The organism is Rhodoferax sp. (assembly GCF_028715765.1).
GTDB lineage: Bacteria > Pseudomonadota > Gammaproteobacteria > Burkholderiales > Burkholderiaceae_C > Rhodoferax.
Genome location: NZ_JAQURE010000001.1, coordinates 143566 through 162325 on the forward strand (window position 1 = coordinate 143566; position 18760 = coordinate 162325).

The 18760-nt window shown below is 52.4% G+C and carries 19 protein-coding genes; 6 read left to right on the forward strand and 13 right to left on the reverse strand.

Annotation, left to right across the window (positions count from 1 at the left end):
• Position 1 precedes the first annotated feature (1 nt).
• Positions 2-2395, reverse strand: coding sequence for a phosphoenolpyruvate synthase (ppsA, locus tag PHT20_RS00720; protein WP_301018996.1), 2394 nt, complete (start codon positions 2393-2395; stop codon positions 2-4).
• A gap of 239 nt (positions 2396-2634) precedes the next feature.
• Between ppsA and PHT20_RS00725 the strand changes: the two genes are divergently transcribed.
• Together PHT20_RS00725 and PHT20_RS00730 are read left to right on the forward strand one after the other, a co-directional pair.
• Entirely contained in the window at positions 2635-3459 is an 825-nt protein-coding gene (locus tag PHT20_RS00725) for a pyruvate, water dikinase regulatory protein (RefSeq protein ID WP_301019015.1), read from the forward strand.
• A gap of 2 nt (positions 3460-3461) precedes the next feature.
• Complete coding sequence (locus PHT20_RS00730; protein ID WP_301018997.1) at positions 3462-4193, forward strand: energy transducer TonB; 732 nt, start codon at positions 3462-3464, stop codon at positions 4191-4193.
• A 22-nt stretch (positions 4194-4215) separates the two neighbouring features.
• On the opposite strand, the gene PHT20_RS00735 is transcribed toward PHT20_RS00730, so the two are convergent.
• The gene (locus tag PHT20_RS00735) at positions 4216-4632 is read right to left on the reverse strand and encodes a heme-binding protein (protein ID WP_301018998.1); all 417 of its coding nucleotides are present in this window, start codon (positions 4630-4632) and stop codon (positions 4216-4218) included.
• Positions 4633-4818: 186 nt separating this feature from the next.
• Here PHT20_RS00735 and PHT20_RS00740 point away from each other — a divergent pair, with 186 nt between their 5' ends.
• Both PHT20_RS00740 and PHT20_RS00745 read left to right on the forward strand, forming a co-directional pair.
• On the forward strand, positions 4819-5514 hold the full coding sequence (locus tag PHT20_RS00740) for a Bax inhibitor-1/YccA family protein (RefSeq protein WP_301019016.1): 696 nt from the start codon (positions 4819-4821) through the stop codon (positions 5512-5514).
• 127 nt (positions 5515-5641) lie between these two features.
• Complete coding sequence (locus PHT20_RS00745) at positions 5642-5998, forward strand: hypothetical protein (protein ID WP_300081575.1); 357 nt, start codon at positions 5642-5644, stop codon at positions 5996-5998.
• Between the two features lie 10 nt (positions 5999-6008).
• Here the strand turns inward: PHT20_RS00745 and rlmD are convergent, their stop codons facing one another.
• The 6 genes from rlmD to PHT20_RS00775 form a co-directional block, all read right to left on the reverse strand.
• On the reverse strand, positions 6009-7460 hold the full coding sequence (rlmD, locus tag PHT20_RS00750; RefSeq protein ID WP_301018999.1) for a 23S rRNA (uracil(1939)-C(5))-methyltransferase RlmD: 1452 nt from the start codon (positions 7458-7460) through the stop codon (positions 6009-6011).
• 51 nt (positions 7461-7511) lie between these two features.
• Complete coding sequence (locus tag PHT20_RS00755) at positions 7512-8351, reverse strand: peptidoglycan DD-metalloendopeptidase family protein (protein WP_301019000.1); 840 nt, start codon at positions 8349-8351, stop codon at positions 7512-7514.
• Positions 8352-8361: 10 nt separating this feature from the next.
• On the reverse strand, positions 8362-9012 hold the full coding sequence (locus PHT20_RS00760) for a protein-L-isoaspartate(D-aspartate) O-methyltransferase (protein ID WP_300088300.1): 651 nt from the start codon (positions 9010-9012) through the stop codon (positions 8362-8364).
• 164 nt (positions 9013-9176) lie between these two features.
• On the reverse strand, positions 9177-9941 hold the full coding sequence (gene surE, locus PHT20_RS00765) for a 5'/3'-nucleotidase SurE (protein ID WP_301019017.1): 765 nt from the start codon (positions 9939-9941) through the stop codon (positions 9177-9179).
• Between the two features lie 166 nt (positions 9942-10107).
• A complete protein-coding gene (gene ccoG / locus PHT20_RS00770; RefSeq protein WP_301019001.1) occupies positions 10108-11544 on the reverse strand; it encodes a cytochrome c oxidase accessory protein CcoG in 1437 nt (478 codons plus the stop codon).
• A gap of 10 nt (positions 11545-11554) precedes the next feature.
• Positions 11555-12187 (reverse strand): hypothetical protein, encoded by a 633-nt coding sequence (locus tag PHT20_RS00775; protein ID WP_300088294.1) that lies wholly within the window; start codon positions 12185-12187, stop codon positions 11555-11557.
• Between the two features lie 240 nt (positions 12188-12427).
• On the opposite strand from PHT20_RS00775, the gene PHT20_RS00780 reads away from it, so the two are divergent.
• Complete coding sequence (locus PHT20_RS00780; protein ID WP_301019002.1) at positions 12428-13759, forward strand: sigma-54-dependent Fis family transcriptional regulator; 1332 nt, start codon at positions 12428-12430, stop codon at positions 13757-13759.
• Between the two features lie 55 nt (positions 13760-13814).
• Here the strand turns inward: PHT20_RS00780 and PHT20_RS00785 are convergent, their stop codons facing one another.
• The 3 genes from PHT20_RS00785 to PHT20_RS00795 form a co-directional block, all read right to left on the reverse strand.
• A complete protein-coding gene (locus tag PHT20_RS00785; protein ID WP_300086624.1) occupies positions 13815-14168 on the reverse strand; it encodes a carboxymuconolactone decarboxylase family protein in 354 nt (117 codons plus the stop codon).
• Positions 14169-14200: 32 nt separating this feature from the next.
• Entirely contained in the window at positions 14201-14923 is a 723-nt protein-coding gene (locus PHT20_RS00790; protein ID WP_300086621.1) for a hypothetical protein, read from the reverse strand.
• Positions 14924-15091: 168 nt separating this feature from the next.
• Positions 15092-16348 (reverse strand): nitronate monooxygenase, encoded by a 1257-nt coding sequence (locus tag PHT20_RS00795; protein ID WP_300086615.1) that lies wholly within the window; start codon positions 16346-16348, stop codon positions 15092-15094.
• A gap of 203 nt (positions 16349-16551) precedes the next feature.
• On the opposite strand from PHT20_RS00795, the gene PHT20_RS00800 reads away from it, so the two are divergent.
• Complete coding sequence (locus tag PHT20_RS00800) at positions 16552-17490, forward strand: CoA transferase (RefSeq protein ID WP_300086610.1); 939 nt, start codon at positions 16552-16554, stop codon at positions 17488-17490.
• Between the two features lie 49 nt (positions 17491-17539).
• On the opposite strand, the gene ispF is transcribed toward PHT20_RS00800, so the two are convergent.
• Positions 17540-18019, reverse strand: a complete 480-nt coding sequence (gene ispF, locus PHT20_RS00805; protein ID WP_300086608.1) for a 2-C-methyl-D-erythritol 2,4-cyclodiphosphate synthase — start codon at positions 18017-18019, stop codon at positions 17540-17542.
• On the reverse strand, positions 18016-18753 hold the full coding sequence (ispD, locus tag PHT20_RS00810; protein ID WP_300086605.1) for a 2-C-methyl-D-erythritol 4-phosphate cytidylyltransferase: 738 nt from the start codon (positions 18751-18753) through the stop codon (positions 18016-18018). The genes ispF and ispD overlap by 4 nt, the downstream gene beginning before the upstream one ends.
• Between the last annotated feature and the right edge of the window lie 7 nt (positions 18754-18760).

Consider the following 18760-nt stretch of genomic DNA (forward strand, 5'->3'; position numbering starts at 1 on the left):
TCTATGCTTTGGCAAGATTTTGCCAGGTAGCAACTACAGTATCTGGGTTTAATGAAATTGAAGAGATACCTTCATTCATCAACCATTTTGCAAAATCTGGATGGTCACTGGGCCCCTGACCACAAATACCAATGTATTTGCTCTCAGAACGGCAAGCACCGATGGCTGCACCAATGAGAGCAGTGACAGCTGGATCACGCTCGTCAAAATCTTTGGCCAACAATTCAAGGCCAGAGTCTCGGTCTAGTCCTAAAGTAAGTTGGGTCAAATCATTTGAACCAATTGAGAAACCATCAAAGTACTGCAAGAAATCCTTGGCCAAAATAGCATTGCTAGGAATCTCACACATCATGATGAGCTTGAGGTCGTCACGACCACGCTGAAGTCCTTGCGCCGCAAGTAATTCTGTTACTTTTTTCGCCTGACCTAAGGTTCGCACAAAAGGCACCATCACTTGCACATTGGTTAAACCCATGTCATTACGAACGCGCATTAAAGCTTCACACTCCATGGCGAAAGCTTCACCAAAATCTTCACTGATGTAACGTGCTGCGCCACGGAAACCCAACATTGGATTTTCTTCATCAGGCTCATAACGGCTACCGCCAATCAATTTGCGGTATTCATTGCTCTTGAAGTCAGACAAACGAACGATGACTGGTTTGGGCCAAAAAGCGGCCGCAATTGTGGCAACGCCCTCAGCAACTTTATCCACATAAAAAGCCCGGGGTGACGCATGTCCACGCGCCACAGACTCAACTGCTTTTTTCAGATCGGCATCAATGTTTGGATATTCAAGAATGGCTTTCGGATGCACACCAATGTTATTGTTGATGATGAATTCAAGACGAGCCAAGCCAACGCCAGCGTTGGGCAACTGACAGAAGTCAAATGCCAATTGTGGGTTACCCACGTTCATCATGATTTTCACATTGATGTCAGGCATGGAGCCACGCTGAACTTCTGTCACTTCGGTTTCCAACAGTCCGTCATAAATGAAGCCGGTATCTCCTTCAGCACAGCTGACAGTCACCAACATCCCGTCTTTCAAGACTTGATCTGCATTGCCACACCCCACCACGGCAGGTATGCCCAACTCTCGAGCAATGATTGCTGCATGACAAGTGCGGCCACCACGGTTTGTCACAATGGCTGAAGCACGCTTCATAACAGGTTCCCAATTGGGATCCGTCATGTCAGTCACCAACACATCACCTGCAAGCACCCGATCCATTTCGCTGATGTTGTGCACAATCTTCACTGGCCCAGTGCCAATTTTTTGACCAATGGCCCGCCCCTCAACGAGCACTGCGCCTTTGCCTTTGAGCTTGTAGCGATGTTCAACCTTGCCAACAGCCTGGCTTTTCACAGTTTCAGGGCGAGCTTGAAGGATGTACAACTCACCATCGATGCCATCCTTACCCCATTCAATGTCCATGGGGCGGCCGTAATGCTCTTCAATCACCAATGCATAAGCGGCAAGTTTTTGAACATCTGCATCCGTCAAAGAATACCGATTGCGCAACTCAGTGGGCACATCGGTGGTTTTAACCAAATGACCCGTCTGCGCCTTTTCTTCCGCCGTGGTGAATTGCATTTGAATCAATTTAGAGCCCAAACTGCGGCGAATCAAGGCCAATTTACCCGCTTTAAGCATGGGTTTGTGAACATAAAACTCATCTGGGTTCACTGCGCCCTGCACCACTGTTTCACCTAGACCATAACTTGAGGTGATGAAAACAACCTGATCAAAGCCTGATTCGGTATCCAGCGTGAACATCACACCCGCTGCGCCCAAATCTGAACGCACCATGCGCTGAATGCCTGCGCTCAAAGCCACGGTTTCATGTGCGAAACCTTTGTGCACACGGTAACTGATCGCACGATCGTTATAGAGCGATGCAAATACCTCACGAATCTTGTGCAGGACAGCTTCGATACCGGTCACATTCAAAAATGTTTCTTGCTGCCCGGCAAATGAGGCATCGGGCAAATCCTCTGCAGTCGCTGACGATCGCACGGCGAATGAAGCCACCTCACTGCCTCCCGACAAGGTCGCAAACGCCTCGCGTATTCCTTTTTCAAGATCGGCAGGGAAGGGCTGATTTTCAATCATGGCTCGTATATCGGCACCTGCCGATGCCAGCGCGTTGACATCATCAGCATCTAAATTGCTCAAACGTGCGTTGATTTTTCCAGTCAAATCATCAAAGGCGAGAAACTGTCTAAAAGCGTGCGCCGTGGTCGCGAAACCTGTGGGCACTTTCACGCCAGTGGGTAAATTGGAGATCATTTCTCCAAGACTGGCATTTTTTCCGCCCACGGTATCCACATCCGTCATTCGCAATTTTTCAAAAGGAACGACCAAGTCGGTTTCAGCAAAAAGTTTAGACATATCAAGACTCCAGAAGTTAAAAAACTGGTCTTTGACAAACCCGAACTTCGGTCTGTCAATTTAACAAAAACCGCTGACTTTGATGTTGTGATGTTGAAGCGGTTTTGCAGGAAATTTGGTTAGATAATCATTATTGTAGAGCTTGCAAATGCACTCCAGAGCAGACTGAAATGCCACCCGAACCCGCGAGTGGCAAGACCAGGATCAAGCGAACGCAACAACCAACTTTGATCTTCATCATGCCCAACAGAACAGTTTTTTTTGTGTCAGATGGCACAGGCATTACCGCTGAAACCTTTGGCGGAGCGATTTTGAATCAGTTTGAGGCCAACTTGCATCGCATCAGATTGCCTTTTGTGGATACGGTTGATAAAGCGCATCAAACCGTCAGACAAATCAATCAAGCTGGCGCACACGACAACAAACGCCCTATCGTTTTCACCACACTGGCCAACGAGGAGGTGTTCAAAGTCATCGCTGAAGGTTGTGAAGGAATGTTGCTAGACATGTTCAGTACATTTGTTCACCCTCTTGAGAAAGAACTCAACATCAAGTCAAACCACCGAATCGGCCGGTTCAGTGATGCCAGCAAAAGCAAACAATACCAAACCCGTATTGATGCCATCAATTTCTCACTCGACCATGACGATGGCCAATCGCACCGCGACCTTGAGAGCTCAGACGTGATTTTGGTGGGTGTCAGTCGCAGTGGCAAAACGCCAACCTCGCTGTACCTAGCCATGCAATACGGGTTAAAAGCCTCCAATTACCCTTTGATACCGGAAGATTTTGAGCGCCAGGATTTACCTCCAGCACTTAAAGCGCACCAGAAAAAATTGTTTGGTCTAACGATTCAGCCCGAGCGCTTGAGTGAGATTCGAAACGAACGCAGACCTAATTCCAAATACGCCTCGCTTGAGAACTGCCGACGTGAAGTCCAACAGGCTGAGGCCATGATGCGACGCTCAGGCATCAGATGGTTGTCTACAACAACCAAATCCATTGAAGAAATCTCAGCCACCATTCTTCAAGAACTTCGCCCGGAACGCTTATCCTTTTCCTGAGTTTGAGCTTAGTCATTGATGTTTCAGTTGAAAAAATGCGATTGGGTTTTCTCGTCTCCGTGGTGTTGAGCATTCACTTGATAGGGCTGACATGGTTCCAAACTCGCTCTTTGCCATCGCAATTTTTTGTTGAACCTGTACATGTTCAAATCAATATGTGGCATGCAGCTACGACTCAAACCACCAGCCCAGAACAAGTACGTGAACGGGTTCAAAAATCCACTCATCACGCCGCCCATTTGCCTGTTCATCGTTTGGAAAAAACGCTTCCAGCGTTACAACCTTCACGACAATCAGAACAGGCTCTTCCTGTTGGCAGTTTGGTTAGCGCCAATGAGTCAACAAAGCCGTCATCTTTGAGTGCTGCAGAGCCCGAACACAGCGCAGCACCCGCTGAAACCTCAAAAAACAAAAAATCATCAGATGCCTCTGGTGCATCTGCACTTCAGAAAGTGATCCTGCCATCAAGCAATGCCGAGTACTTAAAAAATCCACCACCACTTTACCCACAGCTCAGTCAACGACTAGGTGAACAAGGACGCGTAGTGATCAAGGTTTTAATCAGTAAAAGTGGGGTAGCACTGGACAGTCGCATCGAACAAAGCAGTGGTTTTCAGAGATTAGATCAAGCCGCCCAAAATGCCGTGATGGGTTGGAGATATGTGCCAGGGCAGCGCGCAGGTGAAGCGCAGGACATGTGGTTTAACGTTCCGGTCAACTTTGCGCTGAACTGAATGCGATGGATCAAATTTATTTTCAAATTCCCAAAGCGGAAATACCCGCACGTGCAATTTCAGCATCTTCACTTGACTTCACACCGCTCACGCCCACAGCGCCCACAGCGCCCAAGCAGAATCCATCTTTGATAATAGGTACGCCGCCTTCAAGCATGCCAGACACGGCAGGTGCACTTAAAAATGAAACACGACCGCCATTGATCACCTCTTCATAAACCTTGCTTTCACGCCGACCCAACGCCGCGGTATGCGCTTTCGCCGGCGCAATGTGTGCAGAAATGGCTGCTGCACCATCTAGACGCTGCAGCCAAAGCAAATGTCCGCCGTCATCTACGACTGCAATGGTGACAGGCCAGTTGTTGGCAAGTGCATGCTGTTCGGCAGCCATGGCAATCGCCTTCACATCAGAGAGTTGCAATACGGGTTTGGTTTGCATGTGAGACACCTTAAAAAGCGTTGAGTTAAGGTTGAAGAATACAGTGCAAGCTTGATCGCATTCAAGATATCCAAGTCACAAGTATCCTCACAAAAAGTAAGCGCTGGAATGACGTCCATATTTGGCCGTTTGGCTGAACCACCCTAAAATTTGCGTTCAAATTGTTCAATTTATCAGGAGCCCAACATGACAGAACGAATTCAATCCATTGAGCCCCGCTTTGGCTATGGCGCTGCGGTTCAGGAGCGCAACAAGGTATTGCGTAACACTTATTGGTTGCTTGCCTTAAGTTTGGTACCCACAGTACTCGGTGCATGGCTTGGCGTAGCCACCGGCATAACTCGCTCACTCAGTGGTGGACTTGGCTTGATCGTTTTTCTGGGTGGTGCTTTTGGATTCATGTACGCCATTGAAAAAACCAAAAACTCTGCTGCAGGTGTGCCAGTTTTGTTAGGTTTTACATTTTTCATGGGACTGATGCTTTCTCGCATGATTGCCATGGTACTGGGCTTCAAAAACGGCCCTGACTTGATCATGACCGCATTTGGTGGCACCGCCGGTGTATTTTTTGTCATGGCAAGCCTTTCCAGCGTCATCAAACGTGATTTATCAGGCATGGGAAAGTGGTTGTTTGTAGGCGCACTGGCTATCATGGTGGGTGGCATCATCAATGTATTTGTTGGTTCAACTGCAGGCATGATGGTGATCTCTGTGATGGCTATCGGGGTTTTCAGCGCGTACATGCTTTATGACCTCAAACGCATCGTCGACGGTGGTGAAACCAACTACATCAGCGCCACATTGGCTTTGTACCTGGACATCATCAACGTTTTTCAAAGTCTGCTTGCCTTGCTTGGCATCATGGGTGGCGAGCGCGACTGACAATCCGCGTCCAATCCCAGAAAAAAAGGCCTTTTCAGGCCTTTTTTGTTGGTTTAAATTGTGACTCAATCACTTGTCAAAGGCACATAATTTCCAACATTCTCTGAATGAACATCCACGCTTAACCATGTCAAAAAACCTGTTCATCGTCTTGACTGCCCTGCTGCTGTCAGCATGTGACTTACTAGGTTTGGGGCCCGACCCTCGAGTTGCCCAAAAAGAAGCTGAGGCCAAAGCCATAGGTGGCGCTTGCCGCTATGGCATGCGAGGCATTGAAGACTGCTACACCCTGAACAAAGGCATCAACAAAGCTGCCATTTTTGATGGCTGGCGCGAAATGGACGCCTACATGCGAGATAACAAAGTTGAGGGTGTCAAAGCAGAAATTGCGCCACCACTACCGCCCGCACCTGTGAGTCCACCCGCGGAAGAAGAGCTGACAGACATCACACCCAAAACCAAGAGTAAAACATCAGCGCATTGAGTTTGATCGGTCAATGGCTTGGCTCTTGGTACTCAAAAACCGCCATACTTTCGACATGCGCAGTATGTGGAAACATGTTCACCACCCCTGCGGCTACGCAACGGTAACCTGCACGGTGCACCAACAACCCCGCATCCCTGGCCAAAGTTGATGGATTGCAACTGACATACACAATGCGCTGCGGCGCTTGCCACTGGCTTGCGCCGGGCGTGGCAGTGCCTTCAACTGAGCCAAGTTTTTGCTGATGCAATTCAGCCAAAGCGCTCACCAGTGCAAAAGCACCTTCACGCGGGGGGTCTACCAGCCACTTGTCGGCTACGCCATCTTGAATCAATACCTCAGGGGTCATTTCAAATAAATTTCTAGCTATAAATTCAGTAGCTGCGAGCACTCTATTTATAGGCCTTAGAGCACAATTATTCATATAATTTTCACGTGACCGCTCAACCAGTGTGTCACTTCCTTCAATGCCCAACACTTGACCCGCCTGCGTGGCAATGGGCAAAGTAAAGTTGCCTAAACCACAAAACCAGTCAATCACACGCTCGTGCGGTTGGACATTGAGCAGCCGCAATGCGCGCGACACCAGCACCCGGTTGATGTACGGATTCACCTGAGTGAAGTCGGTGGGTTTGAACGGCATGGTGATGCCAAACTCTGGCAATGCGTAGGTCAAAGGGGCAGCCTGCGGGTCGAGCAACTTCACCGTCTCAGGCCCTTTGGCTTGCAGCCACCATTGCACCCCCTTGTTCTCCGCGGCAAAGGCGCGCAGCTTCTGCACATCGACCACGCTCAGAGGTTCTAGATGTCGCAACACCAGCGCAGTGACCTCGTCGCCACACGCAAGTTCAATTTGCGGACAAGTTTCTACTGCATCGAGCGAAGCAATCAAACTTCGCAGCGGCATTAGCATGGCACTGACATGCGGGGGCAGCACAGGGCAGACCTGCATATCGGCCACATAGCGGCTCTTGCGCTCATGAAAACCCACCAACACCGTGCCTTTTTTCTTCACAAATCGAACTGACAACCGTGCCCGGTACCGATAGCCCCAGCCTGGCCCCTCAATGGGTCGCAATACCAGCTCAGGCTTGACCTTTCCCAAATGCCACAAGTTGTCTTCAAGTGCCCGCTGCTTGACAGCGATTTGTGCACTAGGATGCAAATGCTGCATCTTGCAGCCGCCACAGGCACCCGTGTGCAAGCCAAAATGTGGGCAAACTGGTGTGACACGCTGAGAAGATGATTTGTGAATTTGGGTCAGCGTGCCTTGCTCCCAATTATTTTTAGTGCGATTGATGTTGGCGCTGACGTGTTCAAAAGGCAAAGCACCCTCGATAAAAACCACCTTGCCATCAGCCTTGTGCGCAATCCCTTGGGCATCCAGGTCAAGCGACTCCACCTGCAACCAGTTACTAGGCACAACAGACACCTTTACCGACGTCTCAGTCAATTCAGTCATGAGTTCAATATTTCAAGAAATTCAGCCCACAAAATTGTGGGCTTGAGAGCCCTAACGCGCAGGCAAATATTTGGCAGGATCAACCGGCTTACCCTGCCGACGCACTTCAAAGTGCAATTTCACACGATCAGCATCACTGTTGCCCATCTCGGCAATTTTTTGCCCTTTGGTGACGTTTTGGTCTTCTTTCACCAGCAATGCGCGGTTGTGCGCATAGGCGGTTAAAAACACGTTGTCATGCTTGAGAATGATCAGGTTGCCGTAGCCACGTAGCCCTGCACCCACATACACCACGCGGCCATCAGCTGCAGCCAGCACCGGCTCACCAGCAGTGCCGGCAATGTCCACACCTTTGTTTTTTTGTTCATCAAACCCAGCCAACACAGCGCCCGCTGCTGGCCAGATAAAGCTCACCTCACTCACCGCAGCAACCGGCTTGGTATCTGCGGGCGATGAAGCTGGTGCAGCAGGGGAACTTGCAGCCGCTGAAGCGCCTGCAGCGGCCGTAGACGCAGTCACAGTAGGCTTGCTCACAGGCTTGACAACCACATCACCCGCAGGTGGCGCCACACGCAGCACTTGGCCGACCTCGATTTTGTTGGGGTTGTCTACATTGCTCCAACGCGCCACATCTTGCACGCTTTGTCCATTTTCAAGGGCAATGCGAATCATGGTGTCGCCGGGTTTGACGGTGTAGTAGCCGGGCTTGCCTGCATTCTCAAAACCTGGCAACTGTTTGACAGGCGTGACCACAACAGGTGCCGAAGGGTTACCGGCACGCGTCATGCGTTCTTCAACCGGTGCATGGTTCAGACTTTTGCTACCGCACCCTGCCAGGGTGATGGCAGAAACCACACAAACAAAAGCAAATTTTGAATTAAAACCAGTCATACCTATCCCTTTAATCAACGCCGGATTTTAAGGGGACGAAATGCACAGCCTCCATGACTGTTTGCCGTACCCCTTGTGTCGTTTTTTCAATGACCACCAGCGCTTGCCCCATCTTGGCAGCTGCGCCAGTGCACACTGGCGCCACAATGCGCCCGCCAACAGCCAGTTGCTCCACCCAAGCTTGCGGCACAGCTTCACCGCCCGCAGCGGCAATGATGCCCGCATAGGGCGCCCCTTTGGCATACCCTAACATGCCGTCACCAAACAGCAAATGCACATTGGCCAAGCGAAAGTGGCGCAAGTTGTCACGCGCTTTGTCGTGCAACCCACGCAATCGTTCGATGGAGTAAACCTCCGTACACAAATGACTCAGCACTGCGGCTTGGTAACCGCAACCCGTACCAATTTCGAGCACTCTTCCCAGGCGCCCCAGCTGACCTTGGCGCAACAGCTCAAGCATGCGTGACACCACCCCTGGCTTTGAAATCGTTTGCCCCAGACCAATGGGCAAACTGGTGTCTTCATAAGCTTGATTCACCAGCGCCGTGTCGACAAAACGATGCCTCTCCACTTGACCCATGGCACTTAACACCAAGGCATCTTCAATGCCTTGGTGCTTGAGCTTGGTCACCATGCTTTGCCGAACAGCGCTGGAATCCATCCCCAGCCCATGCGGCTGCAACAAGGGTTTGGCAACGCTTGGCAATGAATGGGCTTGAGGCGAAGACCAGACGGATGCAAGACCCGTGGGCGATGCGGCCAAACGTGCAGGAAAACTGGGGCGATTTTTGGGTGGCGTGGGACGATGCAGCGTCATGTCACAAGTCAGACTGCAGTGGTCAATTTAGCTGCCGTTTGTGCCCAATAGCTCAGATGCTCATGGTCTGTCAGGTCAACTTTCAAGGGTGTCATTGAGATGTGCCCTTGCGCAGTGGCATGGAAATCAGTGCCCTCAGCATCATCTTTGGCCGCCCCTGCAGCACCAATCCAGTACATCGTTTCACCGCGGGGATTTCGCTGTGTGATGACTGCTTCAGCAGCATGGCGACGCCCTAAACGGCACAACTTCAAGTGCCCCATTTGATCCAGTGGCAAATTGGGCATGTTCACATTCAACAACCACGCAGCACTGCCAACCAAGCCTTGCGCCGACATTTGCAACACCAGCTCGCGGGCTTTCGCGGCAGCAGCATCCACATGACGCCAGTCACGCTCCACCTGAGAGAACGCAATGGCTGGCACGCCAAACAAATACCCCTCCATGGCAGCACCCACGGTGCCTGAGTAAATGGTGTCGTCACCCATGTTGGCGCCGTTATTGATGCCAGACACCACCAAGTCAGGCCGGTAACCCAGCAAACCAGTCAGGGCAATGTGCACACAATCGGCCGGGGTGCCATTGACATACCTGAAGCCATTGGGAGCCCGGGTGACATACAAAGGTGTATGCAAAGTCAAGGCGTTGGACTTGGCACTGTTGTTGTGCTCAGGCGCCACCACCTCTACCTCAGCCACGTCTTTCAGCGCTTCATAGAGCGCCACAATGCCCGGTGCACGAAAACCATCGTCATTTGAAATCAATATTTTCATGTTGCTGCCAATCCTTTTGGCCATTGTAGGATGGGCTCTGCAACACAAAAAGCTTGGGTGATCAACCCATCTCGGAGGAACATTGGTAAGACATCAACGCTGCTTTCAACGCAACTCGCCCTGAGTCTATCGAAGCACCGCGACAGACTTCAGGGCAAACGATTCATCAGCGTGGAATCACAAATTTAGACTCTTCACGCAGACGCCCAGGGCTGTCAAGTGACTCAATAATGAAGTGAATTTCATGTGAACCTGGTTTATCGGCCTCTGGTGGCACCTGCACCCGCACTGGCACCCAGCGCGCTTTGGTCGGCTCCAGACTCAAAGTGGGTTCTGAGGTGATTTCAATGCCTGGCAACCCTTCAACAGAAATTTTGTAGCGTTGATTAGACTCTGTGGCATTCATGACCTGAATGCTGTAAACATTTTCGATCTTGCCAGCCTCAATCACCCGCGCCATCACACCACGGTCTCGCACCACATCGGCTTTGAAGGGCGTGCGGGTTGCCAAACTCACAAAAATAGCCAACACAATGCCCAGCAAAATGGTGCTGTAGACCAACACCCTGGGTCGCAACACACGTTTGATGGTTTGCTCTTTGCTCCAATGGTTGTTCATGGCGTTTTCGGTGGAATATTTCACCAAGCCACGCGGATAGCCCACTTTGTCCATCACCGTGTCGCACACATCGGCACAAGCGCCGCAACCAATGCATTCATATTGCAGCCCATTGCGAATATCAATCCCAGTGGGGCACACTTGCACACACAAACTGCAATCCACACAAGAGCCCAAGTTCATCTTGCTTGGGTCAGCTTTCTTGGAACGCGCACCACGCGGTTCACCACGCTCAGTGTCATAGGTCACGATCAAAGTGTCTTTGTCAAACATGGCACTTTGGAACCGCGCATAAGGGCACATGTGTTTGCACACTTGTTCGCGCATGAAACCTGCATTGCCATAAGTGGCAAAGCCGTAAAAGAACACCCAAAAAAACTCCCAAGCTGCCAACTGACCACCCAAGAACGCGCCAGCCATTTCGCGCATGGGCACAAAATAGCCGACAAAAGTAAACCCGGTCCAGAACGAAAAAGCAATCCATAAAAATTGCTTGCCAGTTTTGCGCGCCAATTTCTCGCTCGTCATCGCTCCTTCATCTCTGCGCATGCGTGCTGCACGGTCACCTTCGATCTTTTTCTCTATCCACAAAAAGATTTCTGTGTACACCGTTTGTGGGCAAGCGTAGCCACACCACAAACGACCCGCCACAGCGGTGAACAAAAACAAAGACAGCGCTGCAATGATCATAAAGCCGGTGAGGTAAATGAAATCTTGCGGGTACAGCACCAAGCCAAAAATATAAAACCGGCGCACACTCAAATCAAACAACACGGCCTGACGCTGCCCCCACTCCAACCACGGCAAACCATAAAAAACAAGCTGTGTGACCCACACCATGACCCAGCGCCAATGCGAAAACACGCCAGAAACACTGCGCGGATAAATTTTTTGATGTGGCGCATACAGAGACACCAACTCTTCTTCGGGTGCCACTGCTGCAATGGGTATGACTTTTTTGGGGCTGTTGTTATCGGTTGTCATCAAAGACTCCTCAATGTGCAAAATGAATAGGATGTGATTCGGGCAATGCGGCCATGTGCATTAAAAAATCGTCACGCGTCTGGCCGGCAAAAAACGGGTGCCAACGCCGCTGTTCAAACACAGTGGTCACAGCACGAGAGCGCTGCTCGTGTCCGGTAAACAACAATGTTTCATCTGGCAAGGTAAAGATGTGCTGTGTGACACTGTCCCACAACGCTTCTGGCGCTGCGGGAGCGGGTTGATGTGGGCACGACGTCAAGGCCAGCAAGCCACCGCAAAAAACGCGATCCCGCCAGGCAAAACTCAAACAACTGCGGGTGTGCCCAGGCGTGGCCATGACGTGAATCAACTCGTCACCAAAAGTCAGTGTATGGCCATCTTGCACAGCCCCACTGCCAGAGCCACCCTGCACCATAGGGGCACCCAAGAGTGCCAATTGCTCAGGCTCAGTAGGCTGCAGCGCATCATGGTGATGGGTTCGCAATGACCAACGCAAACGCAAATCACGCTCGGCCAGCAACGCCAGCAACAGCTGCACATCGCGCCCATGTGGGTCTACCAAAACGGCTTCTTTGGCATCTAAATCAGCCAACAAGTAGGTGAGTTCACCTGTGGCATCGTTGTTTAAGATTCTGAAATACACCTTGTGCTTTCCAATGAGAGGCTTAGGTCTTTGACTGCCAGACCAGCCTCTTGCGCGGTTAATTGATAAAGATCAATCAAGAACTGTGCCATGTTTGAAATAAAAATTTCTTCATTTAAAAACAATCAGTTAAAGACGTATTTGCTTTTCAAGCAGCGTCAATTCATACAACAAAACTGCCATTTTTGTCATCCTATGCCAAATTTGACATAATTGAACGATTCCACTTTGGCACACCCCATGAAACCCTTTCCTGAACTCATGTCTTTCATTGAGAGCCTGCCCGAGCCTCACATTTTGTTTGACACGCAATACCGCATCTTGGCTGCCAATGCGGCCTACCGCCGTCAATTCAGCCCCGACCGCAGTGTGGTCGGGCGCACCTGTTTCGACGTGTCGCATCGGTTCAGTGTGCCTTGTGACCAGGCAGGTGAATCTTGTCCGCTGGTTCGTTCGCGAGAATCAGGCCAACGCGAACGGGTGCTGCACCTGCACCACACCTCCAAGGGCGAAGAATACGTCAGCATCGAGCTCGCGCCTTTACAAGACGCCAGTGGGCTACAAACGTGTTATGTGGAAAAAATGGAGCCCCTGAAAGTGGCGCAAAGTCAGCCCACGGCTCAGGGATTGATTGGGCGAAGCGCATCGTTCATGACCATGTTGGGTTTGGTGGCACGTGTGGCACCTTCGCAAGCCACGGTGCTCTTGCTGGGTGAATCAGGCACCGGCAAAGAGCTGGTTGCCCGCGCCGTGCACGAAGCCAGCACGCGCGCCAGCAAAGCGCTGGTGCCAGTTGACTGCTCCAGTCTGCCAGAAAACTTGTTTGAATCTGAACTTTTTGGCCATGAACGCGGCGCATTCACGGGCGCCAACACCGCGCGGGGAGGCTTGGTAGAAGCAGCCAGTGGGGGCACCTTGTTTTTGGACGAGGTCGGCGACATTCCTCTGAGCATGCAAGTCAAACTGCTGCGCTTGCTTGAAACCGGCACTTACCGCCGCGTGGGCAGCACCGAACAGCGCCATGCTGACATTCGCGTGGTGTCTGCCACACACCGTGATCTGGATCAGATGGTGGCACAAGGCAAGTTCCGTGAAGACTTGTATTACCGCCTGAGCACCTTCCCCATCCATTTGCCGGCACTGCGAGAGCGCCAAGACGACATCTCCTTGCTATGCGCTGCCTTGCTAGAACGGGTGTCCCCCCAACGCAAACTGAATTTAAGCGACAGCGCGCTGCAACTGCTGCAAACCCAAACCTACCCAGGCAATGTGCGAGAGCTAAGGAATCTGCTGGAGCGCTCTGCCCTGCTGTGTGACGGCAGCCAGTTGCAAGACAGCCATGTACAGCAAGCGCTGCAATCTGGTCGAAAAACAAGCTTTGAGCTGCCTGCTGCGCTGGCACCTGGCCTTGGCACCGAGGCCAAACCCGGCGCACTGGCCAAGATGGCTCAAGCTGGGCTGCGTGAAATGGTTCGCAGCCACACCGGCAGTCGTGCAGAGCTGGCAGCTCAATTGGGCATCAGTGAACGCTCACTCTACCGCAAACTCAAGTCTATTGAGGACTCAATCTAGCTACATAAAAAATAGCTACTAGCGCTTAAATAATAAGCGCTAAAGCCATATTTTATTAAGTTTTTTGTGGTGCCATGGCATCAAATGCGGCCAGCGCTTCTGCCACCAGCATGAGACCTGGGCCGCCACCCATGTACACACACACACCCAATGCTTCTTCAAGCTCGGCACGAGTGCAGCCCAAGCGATGTAAGGCTTTGACATGAAACGCAATGCACCCAGAGCAGTGTTGGGTCACGCCAATGGCCAGTGCAATCAGCTCTTTGTGCTTGGCGCTGACCTGCCCTTCAGCCATGGCCGCTTTGGCCATTTGACCAAAACCCAGCATGGTTTCGCTTTGCGACTTGCGAAAAGGCCCCAGGTTGTCATTGATGCTTTTCATCAACCCCATTGAATCGAACGTACTCATCCATGCTCCTCACTCAAAATAAAACAAACTTATCAACCGAATTTTGCAAACAACTTGCTGTAAGGCCCTTTGAGCTTACCGGCAGCCGCTTTGACAGCATCCACATCTTGATTCAACAGCGCGGCTTCGAGCTGACTGACAGACTGGTTGACGGCTTTGAGCAAACCCGTGAATTCAGCGTTGGCCTTCAAATCAGCCGGGGCTTGCAGTTCCAGCTGTTGCGCCAGATAACTCAAGGCACCGGTCTGAGCCGTCAGCAGCCACATGCCTTTGGGCTGCGCCAGCGTGTCTTGACCATGAATCATGATGACCTCCATCTGGCTGTGGTAGGCGTTCATGTGGTCGCTGAACACCACCACGTTGTTGCGCAAGCGCATGTCGGCCATCACTTCACGCACGCGCTCAAGAGTGGTGTGTGCTTGCGAGAGCTGGCCCGCTGCAACTTCTTTAAGCGCTTGATCGTAGACCACGCTCACTTCTTTGACTGACGCAGCAAATGCCGCATCACGGTCATAAGGCGCTGCGGGTTTGGCACCGAACTCAGCCAGCTTGTTCCATGTTTGCTGCGCCTGTGTGAGGGCTTGCTGGGCTTCATTCTGTGACTTGCCATTGGTCTTGTACAGCGCCATGCGGTAAGGCGCATTGGCCGCCTGCATCAGATCAGTCACCGGGTCGGCAGCATACGCAGCGGCACCCAGAGCAAGTGAAATGGCCAAACCCAGTGATTTGATGGCCGTGTTGATGTGACGTGTCATGTTGAAATTCCTAAACTTGTAAAAGAAGCCTAGAGTGTGCGCAGTGCGTGTCAAGGCTGCATGATGAAACGTCAAAGATTTGTAAAGTTCGAAAGTGCAGATATAGGCATGCATCAATGTTTCAAAACCAAAACCAGTTGTCAAAACAACTGGCCGACGCGACGCGGGTTATGCAGTAGCTTCAAGTGGCAAGGCCACTTGATGGTCAACGCTGAACTGGTAGTCTTTGAAAATATGCTCGGCGCTGAGGGTTTGGTAGCTGCCATCGGCGTTGCGACGGGTCGTGTCTTTGAGCCGATAGGTGTAGTGACCACAGGTCCACAGTTTGAAATTGCGCATTTGCGTACACAAGCAGGTTTTGTCTTGCACTGAGATGTTTTTGCCATCCGGGTGCAAAGCCAACTCGCGGTTGTAAGCCGTGATGTACGCACAATTGCCGTTGCCATCGAGCAAATAGCCATAAGACTCACAGTTGGGGCGAATACCGTCACCAATCGCAGGTGAGCCCTTGAGCATGCGCATGGGGTAGCCAGTGGGCGAAATGGTGTTGACCAAAATGTCATCTTCGTTCGCGGTGAAATAATCTTGTTTGACGGCGGCTGGCAAACCGCATTCGTTTGACACCGTGAAGCGCGTGGCCACCTGCACTGCGGCCGAACCTGATTCCAAAAACGATACCGCATCACTGCCGGTGAAGATGCCACCCGCCGCGATGACCGGAATGTTGAGCTGCTCATCAGCCACGTATTTGATGACCTCGGCAATGATGGTGGCCAAGTCATACTGCGCCCAGTCCATACCAAAACCCAAGTGACCACCGGCCAAGGGGCCTTCCACAATCACATAGTCAGGCAGGCGGTTCAGACGCGCGTTTTTACGCAAAAACAATTGCAGGGCGCGCACGCTCGACACAATGATGCCCAGCTTGGCATCGCGAAAACGCGGGTGGTCAGCAATCAAGGCAAACGAACCCAGGTGCAAGCCCGCACTCAAGGTGATGCCGTCAATGCCGGCATCAAGCGCTGAAGCCATGCGCACCTGCAGCGTCTCGCGCGGGCCATTCATGGTGAGCTTTTCCATGCAATTCACAAACACCAGGCCATCGCCTTTTTTGGCCTCCATGGTGGCACCCACATGCCTGCGTGTGGCCTCTGCGAGCACATCCAAGTCAAATTTAACTTCTGATTTATCCGCATTAAGGATGTTGTGCCGGTACAGCTTGGTTTTGTCTTTGACAAAACTGGTGTCAAACCGGCGGTCAGACACATCATTGACCATGGCATCCGAGATGTGACCAATGCCCCCCAAACGAGCGGTTTCCAACGCCAACTCAGCGGTAGAAATGTCTACCCCCATACCGCCCACCATGATCGGCACATATTCTTTTTGACCGAACTTCAGGCGAAAATCATCCACACGTTTCATGAAAATCCTTGAGCCGTTTGACCTGACTCAAATCCGCATCAACGGCGTGCATGAACCAGTGCAAATCAGCAAAAAAATCACAAGACAAAATGATCTTGTGTGACTTGAATTCTACCTGTGGGCTCTGCTCAAATTGCTTTTGTCCAAATAGCCCTTGCGGGATTGATAGCTTCACTCCCACCTGCTTTCACAGAACTTTCACCATGCCAATCACCACACCCAAAACACCTCACGCACTCCAAGGCGTGCGCATTTTGAGCTTGAGCCTGAATTTGCCAGGCCCCGCCGCCTTGCAGCGCCTGCGCCACATGGGCGCCAAGTGCCTGAAGTTTGAGCCACCCGCTGTGCCAAGCGCGCCAGCTCACAGCCTCAACCCAAGCCAGCAGCAAAGCCCAACCAGCGGCGACCCCATGCAGGCCTACAGCCCGCTCGCCTATACCGCCATGCACCAAGGCATCCGCGTGCAAACCGTTGACTTGAAAACCCCAGCGGGACAAAAAACGCTGCACCGCGCATTGGCCAAAACCGATGTGCTGTTGACCTCGTTTCGCCCCAGCGCCCTGAAAAAGTTAGGCCTGACCTGGAAAGACCTTCACCCACAGCACCCCGCATTGAGCATGGTGGCCATTGTGGGGGCGCCATGCAAGCGAGCCGAGGAGCCGGGTCACGACCTCACCTACATGGCAGAAAACGACCTGATCACAGGCCTTGACTTGCCCGCCACCCTGTACGCAGACATGGGGGGTGCCCTCATGACCACCGAGGCCGTGCTGCAAGCTGTGCTGCTGCAGCGCCAAACCGGCCAAGGGCAAATGTTTGAAGTGGCCTTGTCGCAAGCCGCCGCCCATTTGGCATTGCCACGCCAGTGGGGTGTGACTCTGCCTGGTACCCCCCTGGGTGGCGGTCACGCGGGCTATCGCATTTACCCCTGCCAAGATGGACGCGTGGCGCTGGCCGCACTGGAGCCGCATTTCGCCAAGCGACTGTGCGCAGTAGTCGGCCTGACCTGGACACCCACCCTGATGATGCAAGCCGCCACCGCACACGCCATGGCCAAATTTGTGGCGCCGCTCACCTGCGAGTCCATCAACCAACTCGCCCAGCAGCATGACCTGCCCTTGCACACACTACCAAATAAATAGCTGCTCAAGCAATACCATCAAGCGCTAGAGGCCTATTTTTCATATGAATTTATATGAATTTAAGCAACACCACAGCGCGCGCTTCCATCGCCTGACCCAGCCCCACCGGTCCCATTTTTTCAGCTGTTTTGGCCTTCACATTGACCTGATCAAGCGCCACACCCAGGGTATGCGCCAGCTTGGCGCGAATGGCAGGCATGTGCGGCATCAGCTTGGGAGCTTGGGCAATGAGGGTGCTGTCCACATTGCCAATCTCAAACCCCTTGTCACGCACGCGCCGGGCAGCCTCAGCCAGCAGCACGCTGGAGTCAGCGCCCTTGAAGCGGGCATCGGTGTCTGGAAAATGTGTGCCGATGTCCCCCAGCGCAGCCGCGCCCAACAGCGCATCGGTGATGGCGTGCAACAGCACATCGGCATCTGAATGCCCCAGCAACCCCAGGTGAAACGGCACCTCAACCCCACCCAAGATCAGCTTACGCCCCTCAACCAGCGCATGAATGTCCCACCCCTCGCCAATTCTGAAGTTCATGTTGCCTGCCTTGTCATGCGGCTGTGCAGCACCGCATCAGCCAATTGAAAATCTTCCGGGTAAGTGACCTTGAAGTTCTGCGCGCTGCCCGGCACCAGCTTAGGACTCAGCCCCAATGCCTCAATGGCACTCGACTCGTCGGTGACCGCATCACCCGCCAGCTCCAGCGCTTCCAGCAAGCTGCCTATGCGAAACATCTGCGGTGTTTGTGCCAGCCATTTGTCAGCGCGCGCCAAGGTTGCAGCCACGCGGCCCGCGATGCACGTTTTAAGGGTGTCTGGCAACGGCAAGGCCAGCAGCCCACCCACTTCATCTGGCAGGCAGGCATCAAGCAACTGGTTGATTTGGGTTGGGGTGATCAGGCAGCGCGCCGCGTCATGCACCAGCACCCAGTCATGCGCCACAGCGCCCTCGGCCAGCAACGCATTTAAACCATTAAAAACACTTGCAGCCCTTGTAGAACCTCCACAAAATGCTATTAAAAATGACGCATCCAAAGCCTCATGGGTTTGAAAAAATGCATCGTCTGCCGACACCACCACCAGCGTTTGCTCCAGTCGCTCCACCTCAGCAAATGCCGCCAGGGTGTGCATCACCATCGGCCTGCCCGCAAGACACTGGTATTGCTTGGGGCCAGCTGCGCCCGCGCGCGTGCCGGTGCCAGCACAGGGAATCAGTGCCCAGCAACGCGGGCTGGGGGTGGGTGTGAGGGCAATGTCGGTGAGTTGGGTCATGGTGTGG

What these genes read in the sequence shown, in the direction of transcription:
- PHT20_RS00785 (WP_300086624.1), bottom strand. Translation starts at nt 14,168, where the DNA reads ATGAGTACGTTCGATTCAATGGGGTTGATGAAAAGCATCAATGACAAC.
- ispD (WP_300086605.1), bottom strand. Translation starts at nt 18,753, where the DNA reads ATGACCCAACTCACCGACATTGCCCTCACACCCACCCCCAGCCCGCGT.
- PHT20_RS00740 (WP_301019016.1), top strand. Translation starts at nt 4,819, where the DNA reads ATGACAGAACGAATTCAATCCATTGAGCCCCGCTTTGGCTATGGCGCT.
- PHT20_RS00790 (WP_300086621.1), bottom strand. Translation starts at nt 14,923, where the DNA reads ATGACACGTCACATCAACACGGCCATCAAATCACTGGGTTTGGCCATT.
- PHT20_RS00800 (WP_300086610.1), top strand. Translation starts at nt 16,552, where the DNA reads ATGCCAATCACCACACCCAAAACACCTCACGCACTCCAAGGCGTGCGC.
- PHT20_RS00780 (WP_301019002.1), top strand. Translation starts at nt 12,428, where the DNA reads ATGAAACCCTTTCCTGAACTCATGTCTTTCATTGAGAGCCTGCCCGAG.
- PHT20_RS00795 (WP_300086615.1), bottom strand. Translation starts at nt 16,348, where the DNA reads ATGAAACGTGTGGATGATTTTCGCCTGAAGTTCGGTCAAAAAGAATAT.
- rlmD (WP_301018999.1), bottom strand. Translation starts at nt 7,460, where the DNA reads ATGACTGAATTGACTGAGACGTCGGTAAAGGTGTCTGTTGTGCCTAGT.
- PHT20_RS00745 (WP_300081575.1), top strand. Translation starts at nt 5,642, where the DNA reads ATGTCAAAAAACCTGTTCATCGTCTTGACTGCCCTGCTGCTGTCAGCA.
- PHT20_RS00735 (WP_301018998.1), bottom strand. Translation starts at nt 4,632, where the DNA reads ATGCAAACCAAACCCGTATTGCAACTCTCTGATGTGAAGGCGATTGCC.
- PHT20_RS00725 (WP_301019015.1), top strand. Translation starts at nt 2,635, where the DNA reads ATGCCCAACAGAACAGTTTTTTTTGTGTCAGATGGCACAGGCATTACC.
- ccoG (WP_301019001.1), bottom strand. Translation starts at nt 11,544, where the DNA reads ATGACAACCGATAACAACAGCCCCAAAAAAGTCATACCCATTGCAGCA.
- surE (WP_301019017.1), bottom strand. Translation starts at nt 9,941, where the DNA reads ATGAAAATATTGATTTCAAATGACGATGGTTTTCGTGCACCGGGCATT.
- ppsA (WP_301018996.1), bottom strand. Translation starts at nt 2,395, where the DNA reads ATGTCTAAACTTTTTGCTGAAACCGACTTGGTCGTTCCTTTTGAAAAA.
- PHT20_RS00755 (WP_301019000.1), bottom strand. Translation starts at nt 8,351, where the DNA reads ATGACTGGTTTTAATTCAAAATTTGCTTTTGTTTGTGTGGTTTCTGCC.
- ispF (WP_300086608.1), bottom strand. Translation starts at nt 18,019, where the DNA reads ATGAACTTCAGAATTGGCGAGGGGTGGGACATTCATGCGCTGGTTGAG.
- PHT20_RS00760 (WP_300088300.1), bottom strand. Translation starts at nt 9,012, where the DNA reads ATGGATTCCAGCGCTGTTCGGCAAAGCATGGTGACCAAGCTCAAGCAC.